We start from the raw sequence: 24,936 nt of genomic DNA, 5'->3' as shown, positions 1-24,936 counted from the left end.
CGGCAAAACCATAAAATTTGTTTGAATGGCAGGTAAATAGCGGAGAAAAAGAAAACGGGGTGAAAACACAAACTGTTTTCACCCCCGTTTTTTTGCACTGATTTAATGCAAAGCACCAGCCTGATGCCCCATTATCGTTGCTCCAGCTCATCCAGTTGCTGGTACAGTGAGGCAATCTCATGAATGCGCGGACGTCCTTTATCAAGAATTTCATGCAGGAAAGCGTTGGCCAGCAGGTTAATCAGGCTATTGACTGAGGAATAGCTGTCATAGGCCGAGACGCTGTCCAGCGGGGCGCACAGCTGCCAGTTTGCCAGCGGAAACAGACTGTGAGCCTGTGGCTCACACATCAGCAAAACCGGAATACCGCTGTCCTGAAGCTGCTGTAGCAGCGGGCGAATAATGCGCGGACGGCGACGAAAGGCCATCATCACCACCAGATCGTCGGCGGTTAAATCCACCAGCTCTTCACTCAGGCTTTGCCCCGGCTGCGGCAATACCAGGACCTGGCCGCGCGCCTGCAACAGCTGCTGACGCAGGTGTAGCGCCGCAGGATAAGCATTTCGCATTCCGATTATCACAATCCGCCGCGCCTTAACCATACAGGCCATCGCGTCGGCAAACTGCTGTGCATCCAGGGCATTCACCCACTGGGTCAGGTTCGCCATCTCCTGCTTATAGTGACGCGCCAGTAGCGTGTTGCCCTGCACTGCATCCCGGTTATCGGTCAACGGCATACCGCTCTGGCGCAGCGTGCGCAGCTCGTCACGCATGTCCTTATACTTCTCATAGCCCAGACGCTTAAACAGACGGCTTACCGTGGCTTTCGACACCCCACTCAGCTGCGCCAGCTCAGCGCTGTTGTAGCTAATAAGGTCGTCAAAGTGATCGAAAATAAAATCAGCCACGCGCTGCTCCTGCGGTGACAATGACGCATACTGCCCTTTCAGACGTTCATCAAGCTGTTCCATAAAGCCTCTGTAACTTTTGTTTCACCCAACTATACCTTTCATTATGCATGCCAGCTTATTAAAAAGATGCGTGATGACTGACATGAAACTTTTCATTCATAACTGGAACAGCTTTTGCAATGCCTTGTGACTCTTTGGGTTACGAGGACTCTCCATGCAAAGTAATGTCTGTACACACGGAATGGCCGTTGCTCCCCATCATCTTGCCAGCCAGAGCGCGCTGGCTGTCCTGCGTGAAGGCGGGAGTGCAATTGAAGCAATGGTGGCTGCCGCTGCCACCATTGCCGTGGTTTACCCTCATATGAACGGCCTCGGGGGAGATGGCTTCTGGCTCATCGTGCCGCCAGACGGTGAACCGATTGCCATTGACGCCAGCGGTGCGGCAGGTTCACTGGCCACGCTTGCCGCCTATAGCGACCTGACGCAGATCCCCCATCGCGGTCCCCGCGCGGCGCTGACCGTGGCCGGAACCGTCAGCGGCTGGGACGATGCGCTGAAGGTTTCACACGCACTGACCGGCAACGCGCTGCCGCTGGCTCGCCTGCTGGCGGACGCCATTGATTATGCGCAGAACGGCACGCCGGTCACGGCATCCCAGGCCAGCGCCACGGCCAGCAAATTCGACGAACTTAAAGACATACCCGGCTTTGCGGAAACCTGGCTGGTAGACGGTAAGCCGCCGCAAGCCGGAAGCCGTTTTTACCAACCGGCTCTCGCCTCGACCCTGAAGCGCCTGGCTGAAGAGGGTCTGGACAGTTTTTATCGCGGTCCGCTGGCCGAATGCCTGGCGCAGGGTATGGCGAAACTGGGTCTTCCCGTTACGCTTGCGGACTTAAACCAGCACGTTGCGCGACGAACCACACCGCTGAAATTGCAACACCAGCAAGGAGAGGTCTGGAACCTGGCTCCTCCGACGCAGGGGCTGGTGTCTCTGGCGATCCTGGGGATAACCGACCGTCTGGCGATGGCCGATGCCGACGAGGCAATGACCGTTCACCGCATAGTGGAAGCCACCAAACTGGCCTTTGGTCTGCGCGATGCCCACATCACCGATCCACGCCAGCTGAAAACCGATATCCAGAGCCTGCTGGAATCCGCTCCCCTTCAGGCGTTCGCTGACAAGATTGACGACAGCCAGACTGCGCCGTGGGGGATGGGCAAAGGCCCTGGTGATACGGTGTGGATGGGCGTAATGGATAACAGCGGTCTTGCCGTTTCGTTTATCCAGAGTATTTACCACGAGTTCGGCAGCGGTGTGGTTCTGCCCGATACCGGGATAGTCTGGCAAAACCGGGGAGCCTCGTTCAGCCTCAACCCCGACCATCTTCTGGCGCTCGCACCAGGCAAGCAACCGTTCCATACCCTGAACCCGGCAGCCGCACGCCTGAACGACGGTCGCGTGATGGTTTACGGATCAATGGGCGGGGACGGACAGCCGCAAACCCAGGCAGCACTGTTTACCCGCTATGTGGTGCAGGGTGTGCCGCTGCAGGAGAGCGTCACCCGCCCGCGCTGGTTGCTGGGGCGCACATGGGGGCAAACCTCCGACACCTTAAAACTCGAAGGTCGCTTCTCATCACACACCCTCGCCCGTTTAAACGCACTGGGCCACGACGTGGAAATATACCCGGACTTTAGCGAAGTCATGGGTCACGCAGGGGCGATAGTCCGCCACGCTGACGGCCTGTTCGAAGGGGCATTTGACCCGCGCAGCAACGGCTCCGCCGCCGGATTCTGAGGAGATCACGATGAATACCACGCAGCCCGACTGGAGTGCATATCTTGCTCAGATGGAGTCCGTTCTTGACATTGAACTGGATGACGCCCGCCGCGCAGAGCTTCAGCTTCAGTTCAACCGCATTGCCAGCATGGCCGCCCCGCTGATGGCGCTGCCGCTCGATGACCGTCTGGAGATAGCAGGAGTATACAAAGCATGACGCTACACGAGATGAGTATCAGCGCTATCCAGCAGGCACTGAGTGCTGGAGACCTGAGCGCCCATGAGATAGCCCGCCATACGCTGGATGCGATAACACGCACTCACCCGCAGCTCAACGCATGGACAACGATCACCGAAGAGCGAATGCTGGCCGAGGCCAACAACATCGATACATTGCGTCGGGAAAAGCGCCCTTTGCCACCGCTGGCGGGTGTCCCCTACGCGGTGAAAAACCTGTTTGACGTTGCCGGACATACCACCCTCGCCGGAGCAGAGCTGTTCAGCCAGCGCCCGGTCGCCGCCACTGACAGTTTTGCAGTGCGCCAGCTGCAGAGCGCGGGAGGGCTACTTTCGGGAATGGTCAATATGGATGCCTACGCCTACGGGTTTACCACCGAAAACAGCCACTACAGCGCAACGCACAACCCGCACGACCTGGCACGCATTGCGGGAGGATCGTCCGGAGGATCTGCCGCCGCGGTTGCCGCCGGGCTGGTCCATTTTTCACTGGGCACCGATACCAACGGATCGATTCGCGTTCCGGCCTCCCTGTGCGGGATATTCGGGTTAAAGCCCACGTTTGGCCGCTTGTCACGTTCCGGTAGCCATCCATTTGTCGCAAGCCTCGATCATATCGGGCCGTTTGCCCGTCGCGCTAGCGATCTGGCGTCCGTGTACGATGCGCTTCAGGGACGTGATACCAGCGACGGTTTTCAGGCCGACAGCTCGCGCGAGCAGACGCGGTCCTTACTTGATCGCGGGCTGGATGGGCTGCGCTGCGCGGTGCTCGGTGGCTATTTCAACACCTGGTGTGATAATGATGCCCGCGAAGCCGTAGCGCGGGTCGCGAAGGCGCTCGAAGTGCAGGATGAGCTGCAGTTCTCCGATGCAGAACTTGCCCGTTCGGCAGCGTTTATCATCAGCGCATCCGAAGGGGGAAATCAGTATCTGCCCCTGCTTCGCAGCCAGCCTGAACGCTTTGAGCCTCACTCCCGGGAACGGCTGTTGGCAGGCTCCATGATCCCTTCGGCCTGGTATATTCAGGCGCAGCGTTTCCGCACCCACGCCAGGCTGGCGTTTAAGGCGTTATTTTCCCGGGCCGACGTGCTGATCGCCCCGGCGACACCGCGCAGCGCCACGCTGATTGGCGAGCAGATGATGGAAATTAACGGACAACCGCTGCCGGTTCGGGCCAGCATGGGGATGCTCACTCAACCGATTTCATTTTTAGGTTTGCCCGTCACCACCGTCCCGTTGCGTACTGCGCAGGGCGCACCCATTGGCCTGCAGCTGATTGCTGCGCCGTTTAATGAACAGGCCTGCCTGCGGGTGGCGCGGGTACTGGAAGAGCGTGGCATAACCGATGCCCGTCCTGCGGAGATTGCATGATGATAAACCACGATGACGTTAATCGCCCGTGGGTGGTTGCTGAAGTCACGGCAGCCTTTTACCGCTATGAAGACGCGCTGGTGAGCAATAACATCGCGGTACTGGATGAACTGTTCTGGCACGATAAAAATACCGTACGCCTGGGGGCAGGAGAAAACCTGTACGGTATTGATGAGATCCGCGCCTTTCGCGCCGCACGTCCGTCCGCCGGGCTACAGCGGACGTTACGCCATACGGTGATCACCACCTTTGGGGAAGATTATGCCGTGTGCAGCACCGAATTTACCCGCGAAGGGACAGAAAGGATTGGTCGCCAGCAGCAAACGTGGGTGCGGTTTCCGTACGGGTGGCGGATTGTGGCCGCGCAGGTGAGTTTGATGTCACAGGCGTAGCCGCTACCCGGCAAAACCCACCGCTATTTGTTAAACGGATGCACGTCCCGCCAGTGATCGGCAATCTGCTGGCGGGTACAGACCCACACCCGATCGTGCTGCTGAATATAATCGAGGAACCGCTGCAGCGCGCGAAAACGCCCCGGACGCCCCAGCAGACGGCAGTGCATGCCGATGGACATCATCTTCGGCGCACTCTCTCCCTCTTCATACAGCACATCAAAACTGTCTTTCAGATAGGTATAAAACTGTTCGGCAGTATTAAACCCCTGTGCGGTCGCAAAGCGCATGTCGTTCGCATCGAGCGTATAAGGCACAATCAGGTGCGGTTTGCGGGTGCCATCGCTGCACGTCACTTCCGTCCAGAAGGGTAAATCGTCGCCATAATAGTCGCTGTCGTAGTCAAAGCCGCCGTGCTCTGCCACCAGCTGACGGGTGTGGGGGCTGTCGCGCCCGGTGTACCAGCCGGTTGGCGGTTTGCCAAACAGATCGGTCAGGACGTGCACCGCCTTTTGCAGATGCTCACGCTCCTGGTGGATATCCATATTCTGATAGTGGATCCAGCGCCAGCCGTGGCTGGCCACGTCGTAATCTGCCGCTTTGATCGCCTCCACGATATCAGGATGACGCGCCAGCGCCATCGCCACGCCAAAGACCGTCAGCGGCAGTCCGCGTTTTTTGAATTCGTTGTGGATCCGCCAGAACCCGGCACGGCTGCCGTATTCGTAGAGGGAGTCCATCGACATATGTTTGTCCGGGTAACTGGCCGCGCCGATGATGTCCGAGAGGAATTGCTCTGACCCGGCATCGCCGTGCAGCACATGGTTTTCTGCACCTTCTTCGTAATTAAGAACAAACTGCACGGCAATTCTCGCCTGCTGCGGCCACTGCGCATGCGGCGGGTTGCCCGCGTATCCACGCAGATCGCGCGGGTAATTCGGTTCAAAAAGCGCCATCACCAGCCCCCTCAAAATTAAAATGAATTCAATGTCTGAAATTTACCGCTTAACGCTTTGTTCTCCGGGAACGCCAGATCGCCGTGCTTGCTGGTTGACAGCCCCAGCGCCACCAGCGATTCGACCATTTTCACCGCCGCACTGACGCCATCGATGACAGGAACATGCAGCTCACGCGTCAGCTCCTGCGCCAGCGTCGCCATGCCACCACAACCCAGCACAATCGCCCCGCAGCCATCCTCTTTCAGTGCCTGAATACAACGGGCCCGCACCTTCTCTTGCGCCAGACCGCTACCGTCTTCCAGTGCCAGCACCGGGAGATCAATGGCGTGCAGGGCAGCACAGTGGTTCTGAAAACCATACTGATGCAGCAGATGGCGGGCGATAATCAGCGTGCGCGGCAGTGTGGTCACAACAGAAAAACGTGTCGCCACCATCGTCGCCATATGCATGGCCGCTTCAGCGATACCGATGACCGGCCCTTGCGCCAGCTCACGCGCCGCCAGCAAACCCGGATCGCCAAAGCAGGCGATAACGTGACCGTCCACACCCTGCTGCCTGCCTTTTTTGATCTGTTCGAGGACGCCCACGGCAGCAATAGCTTCATCGAAGTGGCCTTCGATAGAGGGCACACCTTCCCCCGGGCACACGGCGAGGATCTCCGTTCCCGGTGCAGCCACCGCACGGGCTGCCGCGCCGATGGTTTCCGTCATTCCGGGGCTGGTGTTGGGGTTGATGACTTGTATACAGACAGACGACATTACGACTCCTTGTGGCCGGCAAACAGCCGGGCAAAATCGGGAAGACACTCGCCCGCCCGTTCAAAACAGAGGCTGGCGACGATATGTTCAAAATGGTGCATTAAGGCATCACTGAGCGGCTGGAGCGCTTTCTGGCGCAGCAGTTCCACAAGCTGTTCATGGTCGTTGCAGCGACAACCCTGACGCCACGGCGCACCCCACGTGGCAATCACCAGCGACGAGCGCTGACTCAGGCTGGTGACCATCTCAGTCAGCACCTGGTTGCCGGAAATGGCCTGCAGCTGGATATGGAAATTGGCGGAGTGGCGGATCGCCGCCGGACCGTCGTAAGCCTCATGCGCCTGCTGCTCCTGACGAATGATGGCGTCCAGTGCGGCCAGATGCGGCGGCTGACAATGCGCCATCACGTCCGGCAGGTTAGCCACTTCCAGCAAAGCGCGCGTGCGAAAGATGTGCTGCGCCTCTTCTACCGTCGGGCTGGCAACATGTGCACCACGTTTGGGCGTTAAGGTGACCATTTGCACAGCGGCGAGCCGTTGCAGCACCTTGCGAATACCCGTGCGGCTCACGCCAAACACCCCGGACAGTGCTTCTTCCGGCAATTTACTTCCCGGCAGCAGCTGATGTTCGACAATTGCGGTCATCAGCGCCTGAAAGATGGATTCGTCTTTGTCATGCAGGTCTGGCGCGGCGTGCAGACTTTTTACGTTGTTCATTAACCACTCCATTTTTTACTTTTCATCCGCAAATCGTATACATAAAAATTAAATATTGCATACAATATTTATTATTTTGGCCTGGATCCTGCAACACCGTTCGCACTCCCACTCAACGGGTTTTCATTCACAGGAGCAGGTTTCATGCCAAATACACAAAACGCGCAGCAAGGTAAGGCCGCTGATTCCAGTGCGGTTTACAGCCCACGGCTTTGCAATGAGGATCTGGCACCAACGCGTGACCAGAACTGGAGCTGGTACAACATCTTTTCTTTCTGGATGTCGGACGTCCACAGCATGGGAGGTTATGTCGTTGCCGCGAGCTTCTTTACGCTCGGGCTGGCAAGCTGGCAGGTGTTGCTTTGCCTGCTGGTGGGGATTTGTATTGTGCAGCTGTGCGCTAACCTGGTGGCCAAACCGAGCCAGATGGCGGGCGTGCCCTATGCGGTGATCAGCCGTCAGGCGTTTGGCGTCTTCGGGGCGAACATCCCGGCGGTGATCCGCGGGCTTATTGCTTTCGCGTGGTACGGTATTCAGACCTGGCTGGCTGCCAACGCCCTGATGCTGGTGGTGCTGAAGTTCTGGCCGTCACTTTCTGGCCTTACCACAGCGTCGTTCCTGGGCCTGTCACATCTTGGCTGGATCTGCTTTGCCATTATGTGGGTGTTGCAGGCGATGGTCTTCTGGCACGGCATGAGCGCCATCAAGCGCTTTATTGATATCGCCGGCCCGGCGGTGTACGTGGTGATGCTGGCACTGGCGGGATGGATTGTATACAAGACCGGATTCGACGGGATCTCCTTTACCCTTGCCAGCAAATCCCTGAGCACCGGTGAGCAAACCTGGCAAATGATCACCGCCACGGCGCTGGTCGTCTCCTACTTCTCCGGGCCGCTGCTCAACTTTGGCGACTTCTCCCGCTATGGGAAAAGCATGGGTGAAATCCGTCGCGGTAACCGCTGGGGCTTACCGTTTAACTTCCTGCTGTTCTCCATCGTGACCGTGGTGATTGTTTCCGGTACGCAGTCGCTGTTTGGCCGCATGATCACCGACCCGATTGAAACCGTCAGCCGCGTGGGTAACGATCTGGCCGTCGCTGTGGGTCTGCTGACCATGATCACCGCCACCATCGGGATCAACATCGTGGCGAACTTTGTCTCTCCGGCGTTCGATTTCTCTAACTGCTCACCGCAGAAGATCAGCTTCCGCACCGGAGGAATGATTGCCGCCGTGGGATCTATCCTGTTAACCCCGTGGAACCTGTTCAACTCACCAGAGCTTATCCACTACACCCTGGATGTGCTCGGCGCGTTTATCGGCCCGCTGTTTGGTATCCTGATTGCGGATTTCTACCTGATTAAGCGCGGGAAGGTTTCCGTAAACGATTTGTTCGATGACACGCCAGAAGGCAAATACTGGTATCGCAACGGGTTTAACCCGAAAGCCATCGGCGCACTGGTACCGTCTGTTGTCGCAGGACTGGTGATCGGCTTTATCCCAGACCTGCATGAAGTGGCGAACTTTAGCTGGTTTATCGGCGTCTTCCTCGGTGGCGTGACCTACCGCTGGCTGGCACGTGAAGATCGTGAGGAGGCCGCCGATCCGCAGTTTACCTCCCGCGTGGCAACGCAGAAAGAGTAACCCTTCCCCACCGGCCGCAGTTTTACTGCGGCCGTCCTCAGGCTGGCACCGTTTTTGCTCATTCTCATGACCCCGCTACGCAAACAATAAGGCAGGAACCATGATGAATTACCAGACGGCGATCCGCGGTGCATTTTTTGATATTACCCAGGTCTGCGACAACGCAGATGCTATCGCCCATCACACGCGCCACCTTGTCGACGGGCTGCTGTTTATTCAGAGCGGTAAAATTCTGGCACAGATGACCTGGCAGGAGGGGGAACAATACCTTGATCCCCACAAAGGCTATACCGACCTGCGTGGCAAGCTGCTGCTGCCCGGTTTTGTCGATACCCACGTCCATTACCCGCAAACGGAGATGATCGGCGCGTTTGGTGAGCAATTGCTGGAATGGCTGACCACCTACACCTTCCCGGTGGAGAGCCAGTTTGCCGATGAGAGCTACGCGAAAGAGATAGCGGAATTTTTCGTTAACCAACTGGTGAGCCACGGTACAACCACTGCGCTGGTGTTTTGCACGCTGCATCCTGAATCCGTCGATGCGCTGTTTACCGAGGCACTGCGCCTCAATATGCGTCTTATTGCCGGAAAGGTAATGATGGACCGGAACACGCCTGACTATCTGACGGAAACCGCCAGACAGAGCTACCGGCAAACGCGGGAGCTGATCCAGCGCTGGCACCACCGGGGACGGCTGGGTTATGCCATTACGCCCCGCTTTGCCCCAACCTCATCACCGGAACTGCTCGCGGCAGTCAGCCTGCTCAGGGAGGAGTTCCCGGACACCTGGATGCAGACCCACCTGAGCGAAAACCCTAACGAAGTGGCCTGGGTGAGCGATCTCTGGCCAGAACACGAGCGTTATCTGGATGTGTATCACCACTACGGCCTGACCGGTGAGCGCTGCGTGTTTGCCCACGGTATTCACCTGCACCACAGCGAGTGGGAGTGTCTGCATGACACGGGTTCGGCAGTGGCCTTTTGCCCTACCTCCAACCTGTTTCTTGGCAGCGGGCTGTTTCGCTTACCCGAATGCTGGCAACGCAAGGTTCGAATGGGTATCGGGACTGACGTGGGGGCAGGAACCACCTTCAGCATGCTGCGTACGCTGGGAGAAGCCTATAAGGTAGGTCAGTTGCAGAGCTACCGCCTGCGCGCCAGCGAAGCGTTTTACCATGCCACACTGGGAGGCGCTCACGCCCTGCGGCTGGACGATAAGATTGGCAACTTTGATCCGGGCAAAGAGGCCGATTTTATCGTTATTGACCCGGCCGTCACACCACTACAGCGCCTGCGTAACGGACGCTGTAAGGATGTCTACGAGCAACTGTTTGTGCTGATGACCCTGGGTGACGAGCGCAATATCAGCGAAACCTGGGTCAACGGTGAGCGGGTGTGGTCAACTGCCGCGGTAGGTTGACCACCCGCCAGGTGCAATCACAAACGGCAGATGAAAGTGTTCGTCTGCCGTCTCCCCAATCACAAAATCAATCTGCGCGCAGGGATAGAGCGTATCGCGTCCGGTTTGGGCAAACCAGGCTCCCAGCTCCGCCACCAGCCGGTAACGCCCCGCAGTCAGAAGCGGGACAAACTCCATAATGCGGCCATTGCCGTTGGTCACGCCAGTGGCGACTAACGCCCCTTCCCGTTCAAGATGAACCGTAACGCCCTGCGCGGGGGTACCCGTCGAAATATCGAGAATATGCGTACTTAGCGTACTCATTCGCTAACCACTCCTTCCAGCCGTAGTAACGTAATTTCCCGCAACTGCGCCAGTGCAGCCTGCACCTCCTGCGCATCGCTGTTCTTCAGCCGCGCATCCAGCGCCTGCAAAATATCCTCCCCGCTACGGCCTTTCGCGCGGATCAAAAAGACGCGGCCAAAGCGGGCCTCATAGCGCGCATTGCCTTCCCGCAGCGCCTGGGCAAGCAGCGCATCGCGGTCATTGACGGCTCCCTGCTCCTGGCGCGAAAACGCCGCCTCGGCCTGTACACCTGCGGGTTTCTCACCGATACGCGGATGAGCAAGAAGGGCAAGCGTTAGCGCGTTCTCATCCCAGGTTTGCGCGCATGCATGGGCCGCGCGGAACAATGCGCCCCGACTGGGATAAGGACGTCCGCGCACGAGCTCATCAGCCCAGCCGGGAATTGCCACGCAGGGGAGTAACCGCGCGCGAGCCTCTTCGTGGCTCAGTTGGTTAAAAATGCGCAGTGTGATCATAGCGGCTCCGTTTCAATCATCGTCCTTAAGCATTGCACAAAACACGCCACCCTTGCCGCGGATGTGAAACTGTCGATTCCGAATATCAGAACCGGAAATTATTGATTCATAAAAAAGCACACTCACCGCGATAACGCACCTTAACAGTGCATAATGGCCTGTCACAACGCCCTTTTCCCCACTCTGCAGCCTGGTACGCAAATTGCTCATTCTCATCACCCCCTGCAAAAGGAGAGAAGCATGAAAGCGATCGTCATTGGTGCGGGAATAGGTGGTCTGAGCGCTGCCGTGGCGTTAAAGAACGCCGGAATTGACTGTACCGTGTTTGAGGCAGTGAAAGAGATCAAGCCCGTTGGTGCGGCCATCTCCATCTGGCCAAATGGGGTGAAATGCATGCAGCACCTCGGTATGGGCGACATGATGGAGATCTACGGCGGGCCAATGCGTTTTATGGCCTACAAAGATCACCGGCGCGGCGATACCCTGACCCGCTTTAGCCTTACCCCGCTGGTCGAACGTACCGGAGGACGCCCCTGCCCCGTATCACGTGCTGAGCTGCAGCGCGAGATGCTTAACTTCTGGGGGCGCGACGCCATTCAGTTCGCTAAGCGTGTCGAACACGTCGTTGAAGATGATGCTGGCGTCACCGTCACTTTCACCGATGGCAGCACAGCCACAGGGGATTTTCTGATTGCCGCCGACGGCAGCCATTCTGCAGTACGTCCCTATGTGCTGGGGTACACCCCTGAGCGCCGCTACGCCGGTTATGTCAACTGGAATGGGCTGGTGAAGATTGATGAAGAGATTGCCCCTGCCCACCAGTGGACCACCTTTGTCGGAGAAGGTAAGCGCGTCTCGCTGATGCCCGTCTCTGGCGGACGCTTCTATTTCTTTTTTGATGTCCCGCTCCCTGTCGGTCTGGCGGAGGATCGCAACACCCTGCGTGCCGATCTCACTGGCTACTTCCGCGGCTGGGCAGCCCCGGTGCAGAAACTTATCGAAGCACTTGATCCAGAAACCACTAACCGCATCGAAATTCACGATATCGATCCCTTCAACAGCCTGGTTCGCGGCAAGGTGGCACTCCTGGGAGATGCCGGACACAGCACCACGCCGGATATCGGCCAGGGAGGCTGTGCAGCGCTGGAAGATGCCGTGGTACTGGGGGATTGCGTGCGTGGAACCCACAACATTGAGCTGGCGCTGCGACAGTACGAAGCGCTGCGCCGCGAGCGGGTGCGTGACCTGGTGCTGAAGGCCCGCAAACGCTGCGACATCACGCACGGTAAAGATATGGCGCTAACTCAGGCCTGGTATCAGGAGCTGAGAGAAGAGACCGGAGAGCGCATTATCAACGGTCTGTGCGACACCATTCAGGGCGGGCCATTAGGCTGAACGTAAGAGGGATAACCATGAAAATACAACCGACTCCACCTGCCCATTGTACGTTTGAGCCAGAGGATTGGCTGCGTCTGGCACAATGCTGGCATCCGGTTGCCCGGGCATGCGACATCGGCGCTGCACCGGTCAAGGCAACCCTGCTGGATGAACCGCTGGTCATCTACCGGATTAACGATCAGGTCGTGGTCGCCCGTGACGTCTGCCCGCACCGTGGTGTACCGTTGACGCTGGGATTTCACGATGAACACGGGATTATCTGCCCCTATCATGGCTTGCGCTTTGGTGAGGATGGTCGCTGCAACCGTATTCCGTCCAGCCCCGATCAGCCCGTTCCGGCGAAGCTCAATCTGATTAACTATGCCGTGGAGGAACGTTTTGGGTTGATCTGGACCTGCCTGGCGTTTGACCCGGATAACCCTGCGCCGCTGCCCACAATGCCGCACTGGAATGACGATGGTTTTCAGCAGATCAACTGCCCGGCGTTTGAAGTTAACGGCTTTGCTGGCCGTCAGGTCGAAGGCTTTCTGGATGTCGCTCATTTCGCGTGGATCCACACCGACACCTTTGCCGACCCGGATAACCAGCAGGTACCGACATATCAGCCACAGGAAACAGCATTTGGCTTTGTCGCCGACTACTGGAGTTCAGTAAGCAATTATCCGGCGAATTCGGATACGCAAGCGCCGGAAGGCTTCCAGTGGTTGCGTCATTTTGAAATGCATCTGCCGTTTACCGCGACGCTGACTATCCACTTTCCGGGTGGATCCCGTCTGGTGATCATGAATGCCGCATCGCCCGTATCATCACGCGTCACCCGTATGTTTGCCCCCATTGCGCGCAATGTTGATCTGCATATCCCCGTGGAAGATGTGCATGCCTTCAACCTGCGCATCTTTGAAGAAGACCGCCTGATGGTGGAATCTCAGCGCCCGGAAAGGCTGCCGCTGGATCTCTCCCTTGAAGCTCACATTCCTGCAGATAAAAGCTCCATTGCCTACCGCCGTGGGCTGAAAAAAATGGGTTTTGGCGCGTTTTTCCTGGTATGACGGAGGGGGTGAGATGGGTGACATGTTGAGCGTTATCGTTGACGGGTTATGGCGTCAGGGCAATAAGAGCCTCGCTGTCAGGCTGGTGGCAGAAAACGGTGAAGCGCTGCCTGACTGGCAGCCCGGGGCGCACATTGATGTCCACCTGCCCTGCGGAATTGTCCGCCAGTATTCGCTGACCGGACCCTGCGGGGACGAGGGCTACCTCATTTGCGTGGGGCGAGAAACTGCGTCACGCGGCGGATCGCGCTATATCCACGAGACGCTGCGCCCCGGACAACGGCTGTTGATCTCTTCTCCTCGCAATGTGTTTCCGCTTCATCAGGCGGAGCGCGTTTTACTGCTGGCCGCGGGGATTGGTATTACGCCGTTGTATGCGATGGCGCTTCAGCTTGAGGCTTCAGGAACCCCCTTCACGCTGCACTATTACGTCAAAAGTCGTGAAAGTGCAGCGTTTATCCGCGAGCTATCGCGTTTATTTCACAATGGTGAGTGCGCTGTTCACGCCTCCTGCGAGGGAGAAAGCCCTCGCACGCATCTTGCACAGGATCTGCCTGCACCACATGCGGGATTACATGTGTACACCTGCGGACCCGCGGAATTTATGGCAAAGGTTCGCGAGGTTGCCACGGCTAACGGCTGGGCAGAAACGCACGTTCACAGCGAGGCATTCCAGCCCGTTGCGCCCCCCGCTGGCGGTGAAACCCACAACGTGTTCACGGTCACCCTGGCGTCAACGGGAGAACGCTGGTCAGTGCCTGCAGATAAAACTATCGCCCAGGTGCTGCTGGAAAATGGCGTGGCGGTACCGCTGTCCTGTGAAATGGGGATCTGCGGCGCGTGCCTGACGCCCGTTATCGATGGCGTGGTGGATCACCGGGATACCGTGCAGTCGGAAGCGGAGAAAGGTGCAGTGGATCAGCAGGTGGCACTGTGCTGTTCGCGGAGTCATTCGGGAGAGCTGGTGATTGGGCTGTAAAACGAAAAAACCCTGCGATATTGCTATCACAGGGTTTTCGAATTTGGCGGAAGCGTAGAGATTCGAACTCTAGAACCCTTTCGGGTCGCCGGTTTTCAAGACCGGTGCCTTCAACCGCTCGGCCACGCTTCCAAAGTGAGGCGCACTATAAACATCTATTAGCGCCTTGTAAAGCAGGAATTTTTCTAATTTTACGCTCTTGCGTTTACACGCCGTATAAAAGCAAAAAACCCTGCGATATTGCTATCGCAGGGTTTTCGAATTTGGCGGAAGCGTAGAGATTCGAACTCTAGAACCCTTTCGGGTCGCCGGTTTTCAAGACCGGTGCCTTCAACCGCTCGGCCACGCTTCCTAAGTGAGGCGAACTATAAACACCTCACTGCACGCTGTAAAGTGGGTTTGCATTCGTTCGCTTTAAAAATAGCCAAAACGCGTTTAATCGGTTGAATAGACAACGCATTGGCCATTTTATCAGCACAAAGTCCACCTGACGGCTTAGTGCTTTTTGATGTACATATCTCTGGTGAAGTAGTAACCCAGTTTATCTGGCGCGAATCCCCCTACCCACGGCTTCACCAGGTGCGTACGGACATAGTGGTAGACCGGGATCGCCGGGACATCACGCCCCAACAGATCTTCTGCCTGCTGGTAGAATTTACCGCGCGCTTCCGGCGTTTTCGCTTTCGCAGCGTTAAGCAACGCCTGGTCATAGTCCGGGTTACTGTACTGACTGGTGTTTTCGCTGTCGCCGGTGCGGAAGTTGTTCAGGAAGGTGGCGGCATCATCATAATCAGCAATCCATGCATAGCGCACCGCATCAAAATCATGGGTGTGCATCGTATCCAGCATGGTTTTCCACTCCTGGTTTTGCAGCTTCGCTTCCACGCCGAGGTTTTTCTTCCACATCGAGCTGGCGGCTATCGCAATACGCTGATGCGATTCGGAGGTGTTGTAGAGCAGATTAAAGCTCAGCGGATGGCTGGCGTTAAAACCGGCTTCAGCCAGCAGTTTTTTCGCCTCCGCGATGCGTTTATCCATCGGCCAGCTGGCGTAATCCGGGGCTTGTAGCTTGACGCCACCAATATCCGGCTGGCTGATAAGCCATGCCGGGCGCTGCCCCTGCCCTAAGACTTTCCCGGCAATGATGTCTTTATCCAGCGCCATGTTCAGCGCTTTACGCACGCGGACATCGTTAAACGGCGGCCGGGTGGTGTTGAACTCGTAATAGTAAGTGGCCAGTTGCGGAGAAACATCCAGCTCACTGCCCAGCGTTTTCCTGAGCTGGGCGAACTGGTTGATCGGCACCGTGTAAGCAATATCAATTTCACCCGCTTTGTAGCGGTTAACGTCTGACGCTTCAGAGGTGATTGGCAGGTACGTCACCTTATTGATGACCGTATGGGTGTTATCCCAGTAGCGCGGATTACGCTCGGCCACAATGCGTTCATTCACCACCCACTGCGACAGCTTATACGCACCGCTGGTGACAATATGCTCTGGCTTGGTCCACTTTTCGCCAAAGCGGCTAATCAGCACTTTATCCACCGGCACCAGCGACGGGTGCGCCAGCATCGCCAGGAAAGCCGCGTTAGGCTGCGTCAGCGTCACTTCCAGCGTGGTGTCATTAATGGCTTTTACACCCAGCGTGTCGGGGGCTTTTTTACCCTGGGCAATATCAGTTCCATTGACGATGTGCATGTTGCCGGGATAACTGGCATATGGAGACGCCGTTTTAGGGTCAACCAGGCGCTGCCAGCTCCATACCACATCCTGTGCGGTGATGGCGGTACCGTCGCTCCAGGTGATGCCCGGACGCAGATGGAACGTCCAGACGGTGTTGTCCTTGTTCTCCCATTTTTCTGCCAGCTGTGGCTGGATTTCACCGTCCCGGGAGACGCTGACTAACCCGTCGAATAAATCGCTGATAATATTGAATTCGACGTCGCTTTCGACTTTATGCGGGTCGAGTGACGCCGGTTCGTTACCATTATTCCTGACCAGCTCCTGTTTCTCTGCCAGCACAGTTCCTGCTGGCACGTTAGCCGCCCAGGCCGCCGTGCTGGCGCACAGAATGGCTGCGGTTAACAAAGAGAGTGTAAAGTGGGTGCGTGCTTGTGGTTTCATTTCCTTCGCCTTATTGTCTGTTTTTTGACGATCCGGAAATAACTCTTAGCGTTCATAGAGCAATAACGCAATATTTTTCAGTAACCTATAAGAGGTTGATCTGAATAAATACGTCAAACCACTGTTCATTCTGCTAAACCGAATTTATATAGAAGAAACAACCAGCTCTGGCGCTATCAGACTGAGTAAAGATGGGTAAAACCACTTTGAGACTGGCGTACCATTTCCTATGCTTGCCGTTAATTACATCTGTCATAGAGAGTGACTCATGGATCGTATCATTACATCTTCACGCGACCGCACATCGCTACTCAGTACCCATAAGGTGCTGCGCAATACCTATTTCATGCTCAGCCTGACGCTGGCGTTTTCTGCAATCACCGCCACGGCGAGCACCGTGCTGATGCTGCCGTCTCCGGGCCTGATCCTGACCCTGGTGGGGATGTACGGTCTGATGTTCCTGACCTACAAAACCGCCGACAAACCGGTGGGTATTTTGTCTGCGTTCGCCTTCACAGGCTTCCTGGGCTACATCCTGGGGCCAATGCTGAACGCATACCTGTCTGCCGGAATGGGCGATCTTATCGGCATGGCGCTGGGCGGTACCGCACTGGTGTTCTTCTGCTGCTCGGCCTACGTGCTGACCACCCGCAAGGACATGTCCTTCCTCGGTGGGATGCTGATGGCGGGTATCGTGGTTGTGCTGGTAGGTATGGTGGCGAACATCTTCCTGCAATTGCCCGCACTGCACCTGGCAATTAGCGCCGTGTTTATCCTGATTTCATCTGGCGCAATCCTGATGGAAACCAGCAACATCATTCGCGGCGGCGAGACGAATTACATCCGCGCAACCGTGAGCCTGTATGTGTCGCTGTACAACATCTTCGTCAGCCTGCTGAGCATCCTGGGCTTCGCCAGCCGGGATTAACCAGGACGAACAAGAAAAAGGAGAATGCCGCTGGCATTCTCCTTTTTTTATGCCTTAATTACCCCGGCAAATATAGGTGGGGTAATGCCGGTCCTGAATCAGCCACACCGAGGGCGATAGCTCTGAGATCGTAAGATAATAGCGTGCGGTCGGAGAGGCAAAGCTCCCCCACTGAGCATCGGGGGTATTGTCATTGTGTCGACGCCAGGTTTTGGTGTAGCTCAGGACAATAACCTTATCATCGTCCCTCCGCTTCCACGTAAAATCTACGTCCCTGTCAATGATCAAGTCCCGACCTTCAGTCTTTGCAGCACCTTTGTACGTAGTCAAACCGGTACCGTTGCGATGAAAATAGAACTGGGCAATGGTATTGACCTTCACTTCATTTGCCTTGCCTTCATTGCGCGTAAAGTTAAACTCAGTGCTGCAGGCCAGGGCATCGCGTTTATACGCTCCACCCGTATAGATAAAGAACGCAAGCGCCCCCCCGACTATTGCTCCCCCCAGTCCGAACAGAAGTTTGATTTTCATTATTCTGCCCCGCTTTTGTAGCGAATAGTTTTACACAGGCTGGTTTCACTGACCGGGCAGGAGCCAATAAATACCTCATCGGCAGTGGCAAGTGAAAAACGGGCGCTGAAATAATAAATGTTGTACTCCTCGCGGTCGCACGCGACGTTATTTTTCTTCAGCAGCTCGGCCATTTTGGATAGCACCAGCGGTCGTCCTTGATCGTTAATAAGCCAGAGGCGGCAACCGGCTATTTTTTCCTTAACGGGTTTTAGCGTCGCGGGTACAGTTATCTCAAGCTGTCGACTGAAAAACAGGCTTCCCCCTACTACTGGTGTGGTTAATAAAGCCAGAACCAGCCACCACCTTTTGGATAAGCGCTGATATCTCGACGGCCGTTCCACTAATGGCTGAAGTGTTAGTCGCGGAGCCTCAGCTAGAGCACTCTCTACGGGATGGGAAATAACGTCGGCGTCAAAGCGGAAGCCATACCGGGGCACGGTCACGATAAACTCGTGATCATCGCCCAGCGCGTGGAAGCTTTTACGTAATTCGCTTACCGCTTTATTTAGATTATTTCCCGACGGGGTAAAGCCATACTCCGCCCATACGCGTGTAATCAATTCTTCCCGGCTCAGATCTCGCCCTTTACATCGAATAAATTCCTGTAAAAGACGAACGGCTGGTGTCGAAAGCGTTAATACAGACTCGGGTTGCCCAACAATACTTATTGCACGTACTTCAGGATCAAATAACAACGAATTATTGCATATAAAAAACATCTTTTATTCTCGGTTGTTACCGCATGCTTTTTAATCCCTGATACATCGACAAGAAAACCGCCTCCTGAACTGCTTGCTTTTTCATCAGAAGGAATTTTTCTCCCCATCCTGGGTCACGGTATTTTCGCTTAACTATACAACACTAAATCCAGAAAATCAGGATAAAAAACTGTATATAAAGAGTTAACCAATACAAATTTTCACAACCTGCTGTTCTGGTTAAAGTTTCCCTGCCCTGAAGCGATACGAATGCTGACGGCATCCTGGTGTTAACACGCCGTGAATGAACCCGGAGCAGGCAGACTGAAAGTGAAACAAAAAAATAGTGTGAATAGGACAAGTGCTTTTTATGTCGCCGCGCTGTCACTGTCATTTTTCTCCGAAATGACAATGGCCAATATGAGCGTGTATCCCATGGAACTTAACGTGGACAGTTCCGGTGCGGCGCAAATAAAAGTGGCATCGAAAACGGATGATATTCAGTTCATTCGGGTGAGGCAAAAGAAAATTCTTAATCCCGGCACCCCCCAGGAAAAAGAGATTGACGTGGCATCGTGGAAAGAAGGCGGCGTAGTGGTCACGCCCGAAAAATTCGCCCTGTCTGCAGGCGCAATGCGCGTGGTTCGTCTGGTCTCCCTTACGCCTCCGGCAAAGGAGAGTACCTGGCGGGTCTATTTTGAGGGTGTAAAACAACCTGACAGCATTATTGCAGGCCATTCTGAAGAATCTGGTGCGACGGCAAAATTAGGAGTCAACGTGATTTGGGGAGCGCTCGTGCACCTCGCTCCGGAAAAAAGCGTGGTTTCGCTGTCAATCTCCCCAACACGGGGGACGTTAAAGAACAACGGTACTCTGCGCGTGCCGCTCAGGGAAATTGGTATTTGTCATACAGATGAATCCTGTAAATGGGTGAAAGAAGACGCCACGATTTACCCGGATACCGAGCGGAAATTAAAAACGCTCACACAGGTTAAAGGCCAGAAATATAAATTCCGCTACTTCAATTGGGTGAAAAAAACAACTGAAGAAGCTGACTTACCCGTCGTGCAATAACACGACATCACTGTAAAAAAACCACGTGTGGTTTGTTTAAAGAGCCAAGGTGCTCATTTGTAAATATGGAGATATCAATGCGTAAATTTATTAAACCTCTGATGATTGCTGCCGCGATGACCACGTCCGTTAGCGTTCTGGCGATCCAAAAAGATATTACCGTCAACGCCAGCGTCGATTCACAGCTGGACCTGACCCAGGCCGATAATACGCCGCTGCCAGCCAGCATCGATATGCAGTATCTACCGGGCCGCGGTCTGGAAAGCTACCGCGTGAATACCAAGGTCTGGTCAAACTCCGCCACCAGTAACGTCAAAGTACGTCTGGTAAGCGCTGCACGGTTGACCAATACGGAAGGTGATCAGGCCGTACCGATGACCGTGAAGCTGGGCGAGAAAACCCTGACCACCGCTGATGCCGAATTTACCGGTGCCGAACTGTTCCCGGGCAGCATTGAAAACGGTTCTGCGGTGCTGCCTCTGACGATTTCCCAGACCACCAAAGGCATTCTGAAAACCGGCCAGTACAGCGGTGTTGTCAGCCTGATGCTGACTCAGGCGACGACCACGGAAGGCGGTGCGTAACACCACAGCACCTAAAAGAATAACGTCAGAGGGTACTCACCCTCTGACGTCAGGATGATGTCGAGGCTTGTTCATGGCGTTTCACAGAAATACTCTCCTCTTAGTTGCTTTGTTACCTGCATCTATCCAACTCGCCTGCGCTGAGATGGCCGTTCCGGCAGGGTTTGAAGACCTCGCGAAAACACAGCGCCTTTGGACAGAAGTCAACCTATACGGCGAGTCGCTTGGCCTTTTTGAAACGGATATCAATCTTGAAACGGTGAGCTTCATCGCGCCAGAAACCGTAGTCGCGGCCATCAAGCGCCAGTTTAATGACAACCCTTCCCTGATTGCCACTGTCTCTGCCGCACTGGCCGTTCCGCTTGCCCGTAACGGCAACCTGGCCTGCAGCAGCAACAGCTCAGCAACGGGATGCGATTATATTGACACTCAACACGCGGCCATTATTTATGACGAAAACAATGCCCGTATCAGCCTGTTTTTGGACAAGAAATTCCTGCCTAAACCGACAGCGGAAAACCAGTGGTATCAGCCCACGCAGGGTACAGAAAATGCGTTGATTCATCAGCAAAATATCAATTTTGTCGCCGACCGGGATTACCAGTCGGCAACGGTTCAGGGCAATGGCGCACTGGCCGTTACCCAGGATGGCTACCTGAATCTGGACTGGACCTGGCTGGGTCAACGTTCACGCCACGAGCAACAGCAGGAAATGACCGTCAATAACGCCTGGTTCCGTCAGGATTTACTGCGTCAATATTATGTGCAGTTCGGCGCGATGGATACCCGTGACCTGTTCAGCAATGCCGGGGGAAATATCACGCTCAGCCAGCTTCCACTGGGGAAAATTCGCGGCCTGCGCACGGGCTCAACGAGAGCATGGATCAATCCGGTTCAGCAGTCGAAGGGAACGCCGATCACCGTTCTGCTTTCTCATGATGCCCGCATCGACGCACGCCGGGGCAATGAGCTGCTGGCCAGTTTTTATCTCAATGCCGGGGCGCAAAACCTGGATACCCGCTCGTTCCCGGACGGGAGTTATACCGTGACGCTGTCAGTCTATGAAAATAACCGGCTGACGCGCACCGAACAGGTTCCGTTTACCCGAACGGGTATTACGCCATTTGACCGCGTCGAGTGGTTCATGCAAGCGGGAGAAACGGACAATAACGACTCACACGAACAACGCCGCGCAGTTGCACAGGCGGGTGTACGCCTGCCCGTCACACCGACGCTGGCACTGACCAGTGGCGCAACAATGATGAAAAAGCAGCGCTTTATTGAAAACGCCCTGGACTGGAGCCGTGGCTTCAATACCGGCCCCATTGACGGTGTATTGAGCACCCGGTTTAGCGGCCTCTACGGCAGCGAAGGTCAGCGCGGCAATATTCAGCAAATCAGCTACAACGACGGATTTTCACTGAGCGTCTATCGCAATGCGTTATCGGCGGACAATTGTAATACCCGCAGCACAGGATTCGACGCGGTAAACGGCTGTTATCGCAGCCTCTCGGTGATGCTCTCCGCCCCTGTCGGTGCCTGGTATGCCAGCCTTGGGTATTCGGATAACCGCAATGAAGGACGTCACGTTTCACGCCGGGAGCTGCCGGATAATGACGATCGCCACGACGCCGGTTTGCCGTGGGAGTCTGTCTATATGGCCCGCTCCCGCACGCGGGCCTGGCAGGCTGGTCTGAGCAATGCGTTTAGCGCCCGCAGCCTGAACATCAACAGCAGCATTAACCTGTTCATGCGCCAGGATGACTCCCGCGAAGGCAAGGATACAGGCGGCTACCTGAGCGTGAGTGTTTCGCTGGCGCATAACCGTCAGGGCGATGCCTCAAGCTATACCTCTCTGGGCGCAACCTGGCAGCACCAGCAGCGGGAAAAAAATCAGCTGAGCTATAACGTGGCGCATAACTGGTATACCGACGCACGCGGCGAGAATGAGTATGGTCTGAGCGCCTCGGGCATTAACGGAGATTCGCTCAACACCTCAGCCTATACGCGCCAGGGTGGACGATACGGCAACGGGAGCCTGACGATGAGCGACGCCTGGGATCGTCAGGATCAACGACATACGCTGAGCAGCAGCGGTAATTACAACTCCACCCTCGCCCTGTCGCGTTCAGGCCTGTGGCTTGGCCGCTGGAGCGACGGACGCCCTGCGTCTGCCATCGCCGTGCGGGTCGCCACGCCCGAAGATTCACAGGATCCTCGCGTCGCCGTGTCGCTGGATAACAGCGGTAGCGCGGATATTCCGGCAAACAGCCGCGCCCTCTTCGCGGTGCCGGGATATCAGCAGACCACGCTGACAATTAACGAATCGCTGAATGTCTCCCAGGGCGTCAGCAGTGAAATCACCCAGGGGTCAGGCAGCCGAACACTCTTTATGGTGCCGGGCAAAATACTCCGTCGGGACGTTCAAACGACCGCGAGCTACACCTGGCTCGGCCAACTCACCGACGAGCGTCATTCTCCGTTTATAGGCGGCGTGCCGCTGAATGTGAACGGCTGGAGCGATCTCGGCAACGGTGGGTTTAGCGCCCACAGCGATGCTCTGCTGCATAACCTTTACCTGGTGCGTCAGCAGCAGTTTTATCAGTGCGAGCTGAACGTGAAAAGTATGCGCGACGTGGTGCGTTATGTCGGATCCATCCCCTGTCGGGAATTAACCTTCTCTGCCCTGCCGGATGCCGTCCAGCAACAGGCGCAGCTGATGCTCGCCGGACGTTCGGTGCCGACTGGCCCAACCGCAATGAACGCAGAGAACTTTACCAAAGGGAAATGATGTGAATAAGTGCCTCTTTATTTTACTGTTCTTAAGCCTGTGGACCGGCCAGACGCTGGCGGGTGCCCCTGCAGGAAGAAACACCAGCGCAGAGATAAGCTACGATCGCTCGTCGCCGCCTGCACGTTTTGACATCTGGGTACATGAGCCGAGCGGCTACGACACCGCCGATCCGCAAAAATGGGGCCGCAATACCCTGACCTGCTTATCCCGCACCGACCCCACAAACGGTGCCTGTATGAGCGCCCCGGTATGGTTCTCGGCGAACCCGGCCGCCCCTTATCCCATTACGCTGCGATTTACGCATGCGCTCACCAAAAAAACAGTGGATATCAAGGTGTACGGCGAACACTACATGTTTATCAACAGTAAAGTCTTTACCTTTGCCAGCTTTGTCACGGGGGGAACGGGCGATATCGCCGCATGGAACAGGGAGCCCTACTTTGATTATTACATCGTGAGAAGCGAACTGGATAAGCTCACCCTGCCTGGCATCTGGACTGCCACGCTGAAGCAGAACCTGCGTCAGTGGGGAGGTGGCAACTGCGGCGGGAACTTTAATGACGTGGATGTCGGATGTCCAGGCTATCTAACCCTCGCCAGCTGGCAGGCGACAGTGCGTATCGAGGTGGTCGATCCGGGCAATCAGCAGATTTATCTGCCTGCATTTCCGCACTCGACGCCCATTGTTAACCTCAACCTGACCAACTTTCCGGGGCGGCCCGGCGGGAGTGAGATCCAGGGTGAAAGCACAGTGGACATGTGTCTGTATGACGGCAATAACAGCGCCAGCACCCGCGCATACCTGCGGTTTGAGGACGATGGGCTCACTGCAACAGGGCGAACCGAAGGGGCATTTTCAATCCGACGCCGGGGGGGAAGCCAGACCGATCCGCGCGATCGTCTTGATTATCAGGTTCTTGTGACCAATCCGATCACCGGCGCAACAGAAACCATTGCAAACGGCAAAACGCTGGTGTGGCAAGGCACGAACGATCCGCAGTATCTGCGTCAGGCTGTGCTGCCCGGCGGTCGCGAAAGCGTGCTTTGCATCCCCGCGCCTATCATATTGAAAACGCCTTCATTTGCCGCCAGCAGCAAAAATGCGGGCGACTACACCGGCACGCTGCGCGTTATCTATACACCCAGTACGTTATAATGAGGTCACCGTGAGTTACGCCATTCTCGACAACAACCGATTTTATGCCGAAGGACTGCGCTATGCGCTGCTGCGCCGGGGCGTTCCACGACAGGTGCAAAGCGACTCCGTGCAATGGCAGCCTGGACTGCTAAACAGACGTGTTCTGGTTATTCGCTGTCGTTTTTCCGTTGCGGGAACACATCAGGCGTTGATTAATATTTTGCTCCGGCTGGAAGCTGTTCGCTGGCAAGGCAGTCTTTATCTGGTCTGTAACGAAAAAGGCTGGGCGCTAGCCACGCATCTGCGCAAACGCTTCAGCACGTTAGTGATTTACATCATTGATGACCGGATCTCCGTTGCGGATGCAGCATATTTGCTGGCAAAAGAACCTCGCCGCGTCCGCAGCCTTGACTGCTGCCTGACCGGTATCGAATTCAACGTGCTTGATTTAATGCTCACCGGGCTGACCGTGCGCCATATTGCCATCGTGACGCACATGTCCGAAAAACAGGTTTCAACGCATAAATGCAATGCCCTGAAGAAACTCAATGCCAACAACCTGCTGCAGCTGCTCCTGTAGGTCGCGGTTTATGCTCACGGCGCTTTTTTGCT

24 protein-coding genes and 2 tRNA genes are annotated in these 24,936 nt (G+C 55.9%); 15 read left to right on the top strand and 11 right to left on the bottom strand.

Annotated features, from left to right (window positions below; all coding sequences use genetic code 11):
• Positions 1–131 precede the first annotated feature (131 nt).
• Complete coding sequence (gene hpxU / locus HV318_RS22115) at positions 132–971, bottom strand: MurR/RpiR family transcriptional regulator HpxU (RefSeq protein WP_182274454.1); 840 nt, start codon at positions 969–971, stop codon at positions 132–134.
• 154 nt (positions 972–1,125) lie between these two features.
• On the opposite strand from hpxU, the gene hpxW reads away from it, so the two are divergent.
• The 4 genes from hpxW to hpxZ are packed head-to-tail and all read left to right on the top strand — an operon-like array spanning position 1,126 to position 4,691.
• Positions 1,126–2,709, top strand: coding sequence for an oxamate amidohydrolase (gene hpxW / locus HV318_RS22110; protein ID WP_182274453.1), 1,584 nt, complete (start codon positions 1,126–1,128; stop codon positions 2,707–2,709).
• 10 nt (positions 2,710–2,719) lie between these two features.
• A complete protein-coding gene (gene hpxX / locus HV318_RS22105; protein WP_182274452.1) occupies positions 2,720–2,908 on the top strand; it encodes an oxalurate catabolism protein HpxX in 189 nt (62 codons plus the stop codon).
• Positions 2,905–4,299: an AtzE family amidohydrolase gene (locus HV318_RS22100; protein ID WP_182274451.1), complete on the top strand. Its 1,395-nt coding sequence runs from the start codon at positions 2,905–2,907 to the stop codon at positions 4,297–4,299. Before hpxX ends, HV318_RS22100 begins: the two co-directional genes overlap by 4 nt.
• On the top strand, positions 4,299–4,691 hold the full coding sequence (hpxZ, locus tag HV318_RS22095; protein WP_182274652.1) for an oxalurate catabolism protein HpxZ: 393 nt from the start codon (positions 4,299–4,301) through the stop codon (positions 4,689–4,691). The genes HV318_RS22100 and hpxZ overlap by 1 nt, the downstream gene beginning before the upstream one ends.
• Positions 4,692–4,714: 23 nt before the next feature.
• Here the strand turns inward: hpxZ and puuE are convergent, their stop codons facing one another.
• The 3 genes from puuE to HV318_RS22080 are packed head-to-tail and all read right to left on the bottom strand — an operon-like array spanning position 4,715 to position 7,124.
• Positions 4,715–5,647, bottom strand: a complete 933-nt coding sequence (puuE, locus tag HV318_RS22090; protein ID WP_182274450.1) for an allantoinase PuuE — start codon at positions 5,645–5,647, stop codon at positions 4,715–4,717.
• A 17-nt stretch (positions 5,648–5,664) separates the two neighbouring features.
• Positions 5,665–6,408 carry an allantoin racemase gene (gene hpxA, locus HV318_RS22085; protein WP_182274449.1) on the bottom strand — a complete coding sequence of 248 codons (744 nt, stop codon included), beginning with the start codon at positions 6,406–6,408 and terminating at the stop codon, positions 5,665–5,667.
• Complete coding sequence (locus HV318_RS22080; protein WP_182274448.1) at positions 6,408–7,124, bottom strand: GntR family transcriptional regulator; 717 nt, start codon at positions 7,122–7,124, stop codon at positions 6,408–6,410. The genes hpxA and HV318_RS22080 overlap by 1 nt, the downstream gene beginning before the upstream one ends.
• A 144-nt stretch (positions 7,125–7,268) precedes the next feature.
• Between HV318_RS22080 and HV318_RS22075 the strand changes: the two genes are divergently transcribed.
• Positions 7,269–8,765: an NCS1 family nucleobase:cation symporter-1 gene (locus HV318_RS22075; protein ID WP_182274447.1), complete on the top strand. Its 1,497-nt coding sequence runs from the start codon at positions 7,269–7,271 to the stop codon at positions 8,763–8,765.
• Positions 8,766–8,868: 103 nt separating this feature from the next.
• On the top strand, positions 8,869–10,185 hold the full coding sequence (guaD, locus tag HV318_RS22070) for a guanine deaminase (RefSeq protein ID WP_182274651.1): 1,317 nt from the start codon (positions 8,869–8,871) through the stop codon (positions 10,183–10,185).
• Here guaD and uraH read toward each other — a convergent pair.
• On the bottom strand, positions 10,165–10,488 hold the full coding sequence (uraH, locus tag HV318_RS22065; protein WP_182274446.1) for a hydroxyisourate hydrolase: 324 nt from the start codon (positions 10,486–10,488) through the stop codon (positions 10,165–10,167). The genes guaD and uraH overlap by 21 nt on opposite strands.
• On the bottom strand, positions 10,485–10,985 hold the full coding sequence (gene uraD, locus HV318_RS22060) for a 2-oxo-4-hydroxy-4-carboxy-5-ureidoimidazoline decarboxylase (RefSeq protein WP_182274445.1): 501 nt from the start codon (positions 10,983–10,985) through the stop codon (positions 10,485–10,487). The genes uraH and uraD overlap by 4 nt, the downstream gene beginning before the upstream one ends.
• Before the next feature lie 240 nt (positions 10,986–11,225).
• Here uraD and hpxO point away from each other — a divergent pair, with 240 nt between their 5' ends.
• From hpxO to HV318_RS22045, 3 genes are read left to right on the top strand one after another with little or no spacing between them, the layout of a single operon-like run.
• Complete coding sequence (hpxO, locus tag HV318_RS22055; protein WP_182274444.1) at positions 11,226–12,380, top strand: FAD-dependent urate hydroxylase HpxO; 1,155 nt, start codon at positions 11,226–11,228, stop codon at positions 12,378–12,380.
• 17 nt (positions 12,381–12,397) lie between these two features.
• On the top strand, positions 12,398–13,432 hold the full coding sequence (hpxD, locus tag HV318_RS22050) for a molybdenum cofactor-independent xanthine hydroxylase subunit HpxD (protein WP_182274443.1): 1,035 nt from the start codon (positions 12,398–12,400) through the stop codon (positions 13,430–13,432).
• Positions 13,433–13,445: 13 nt separating this feature from the next.
• A complete protein-coding gene (locus tag HV318_RS22045) occupies positions 13,446–14,411 on the top strand; it encodes a PDR/VanB family oxidoreductase (RefSeq protein WP_182274442.1) in 966 nt (321 codons plus the stop codon).
• Between the two features lie 44 nt (positions 14,412–14,455).
• Here HV318_RS22045 and HV318_RS22040 read toward each other — a convergent pair.
• The 3 genes from HV318_RS22040 to HV318_RS22030 all read right to left on the bottom strand — a co-directional run bounded on the left by HV318_RS22040 (position 14,456) and on the right by HV318_RS22030 (position 16,535).
• Positions 14,456–14,543: transfer RNA gene (locus HV318_RS22040), tRNA-Ser, on the bottom strand.
• 132 nt (positions 14,544–14,675) lie between these two features.
• Positions 14,676–14,763: transfer RNA gene (locus HV318_RS22035), tRNA-Ser, on the bottom strand.
• Positions 14,764–14,906: 143 nt separating this feature from the next.
• Positions 14,907–16,535 carry an ABC transporter substrate-binding protein gene (locus tag HV318_RS22030; RefSeq protein WP_182274441.1) on the bottom strand — a complete coding sequence of 543 codons (1,629 nt, stop codon included), beginning with the start codon at positions 16,533–16,535 and terminating at the stop codon, positions 14,907–14,909.
• A 268-nt stretch (positions 16,536–16,803) separates the two neighbouring features.
• Between HV318_RS22030 and yccA the strand changes: the two genes are divergently transcribed.
• Entirely contained in the window at positions 16,804–17,463 is a 660-nt protein-coding gene (gene yccA / locus HV318_RS22025; RefSeq protein WP_182274440.1) for an FtsH protease modulator YccA, read from the top strand.
• Positions 17,464–17,517: 54 nt separating this feature from the next.
• Here yccA and HV318_RS22020 read toward each other — a convergent pair whose 3' ends face one another.
• Together HV318_RS22020 and HV318_RS22015 are read right to left on the bottom strand one after the other, a co-directional pair.
• Positions 17,518–17,994 (bottom strand): hypothetical protein, encoded by a 477-nt coding sequence (locus HV318_RS22020; protein ID WP_182274439.1) that lies wholly within the window; start codon positions 17,992–17,994, stop codon positions 17,518–17,520.
• Complete coding sequence (locus HV318_RS22015; RefSeq protein WP_182274438.1) at positions 17,994–18,755, bottom strand: winged helix-turn-helix domain-containing protein; 762 nt, start codon at positions 18,753–18,755, stop codon at positions 17,994–17,996. Before HV318_RS22015 ends, HV318_RS22020 begins: the two co-directional genes overlap by 1 nt.
• A 309-nt stretch (positions 18,756–19,064) precedes the next feature.
• Here HV318_RS22015 and HV318_RS22010 point away from each other — a divergent pair, with 309 nt between their 5' ends.
• The 5 genes from HV318_RS22010 to HV318_RS21990 all read left to right on the top strand — a co-directional run bounded on the left by HV318_RS22010 (position 19,065) and on the right by HV318_RS21990 (position 24,904).
• Complete coding sequence (locus HV318_RS22010) at positions 19,065–19,808, top strand: fimbrial protein (RefSeq protein WP_182274437.1); 744 nt, start codon at positions 19,065–19,067, stop codon at positions 19,806–19,808.
• A 77-nt stretch (positions 19,809–19,885) separates the two neighbouring features.
• The gene (locus HV318_RS22005) at positions 19,886–20,392 is read left to right on the top strand and encodes a CS1 type fimbrial major subunit (RefSeq protein ID WP_182274436.1); all 507 of its coding nucleotides are present in this window, start codon (positions 19,886–19,888) and stop codon (positions 20,390–20,392) included.
• Positions 20,393–20,465: 73 nt separating this feature from the next.
• Complete coding sequence (locus HV318_RS22000; protein WP_182274435.1) at positions 20,466–23,183, top strand: TcfC E-set like domain-containing protein; 2,718 nt, start codon at positions 20,466–20,468, stop codon at positions 23,181–23,183.
• A 1-nt stretch (position 23,184) separates the two neighbouring features.
• A complete protein-coding gene (locus tag HV318_RS21995) occupies positions 23,185–24,342 on the top strand; it encodes a CblD like pilus biogenesis initiator family protein (protein WP_182274434.1) in 1,158 nt (385 codons plus the stop codon).
• A 10-nt stretch (positions 24,343–24,352) separates the two neighbouring features.
• Positions 24,353–24,904, top strand: a complete 552-nt coding sequence (locus HV318_RS21990; RefSeq protein ID WP_182274433.1) for a LuxR C-terminal-related transcriptional regulator — start codon at positions 24,353–24,355, stop codon at positions 24,902–24,904.
• Positions 24,905–24,936: the final 32 nt, after the last annotated feature.

The sequence above is a fragment of the Enterobacter sp. RHBSTW-00901 genome (assembly GCF_014103115.1).
In the GTDB taxonomy this organism is placed as follows: domain Bacteria; phylum Pseudomonadota; class Gammaproteobacteria; order Enterobacterales; family Enterobacteriaceae; genus Enterobacter; species Enterobacter cloacae_P.
Note: the sequence above shows the minus strand (reverse complement) of the source record. Positions and strands in the feature narration are given on the sequence as shown.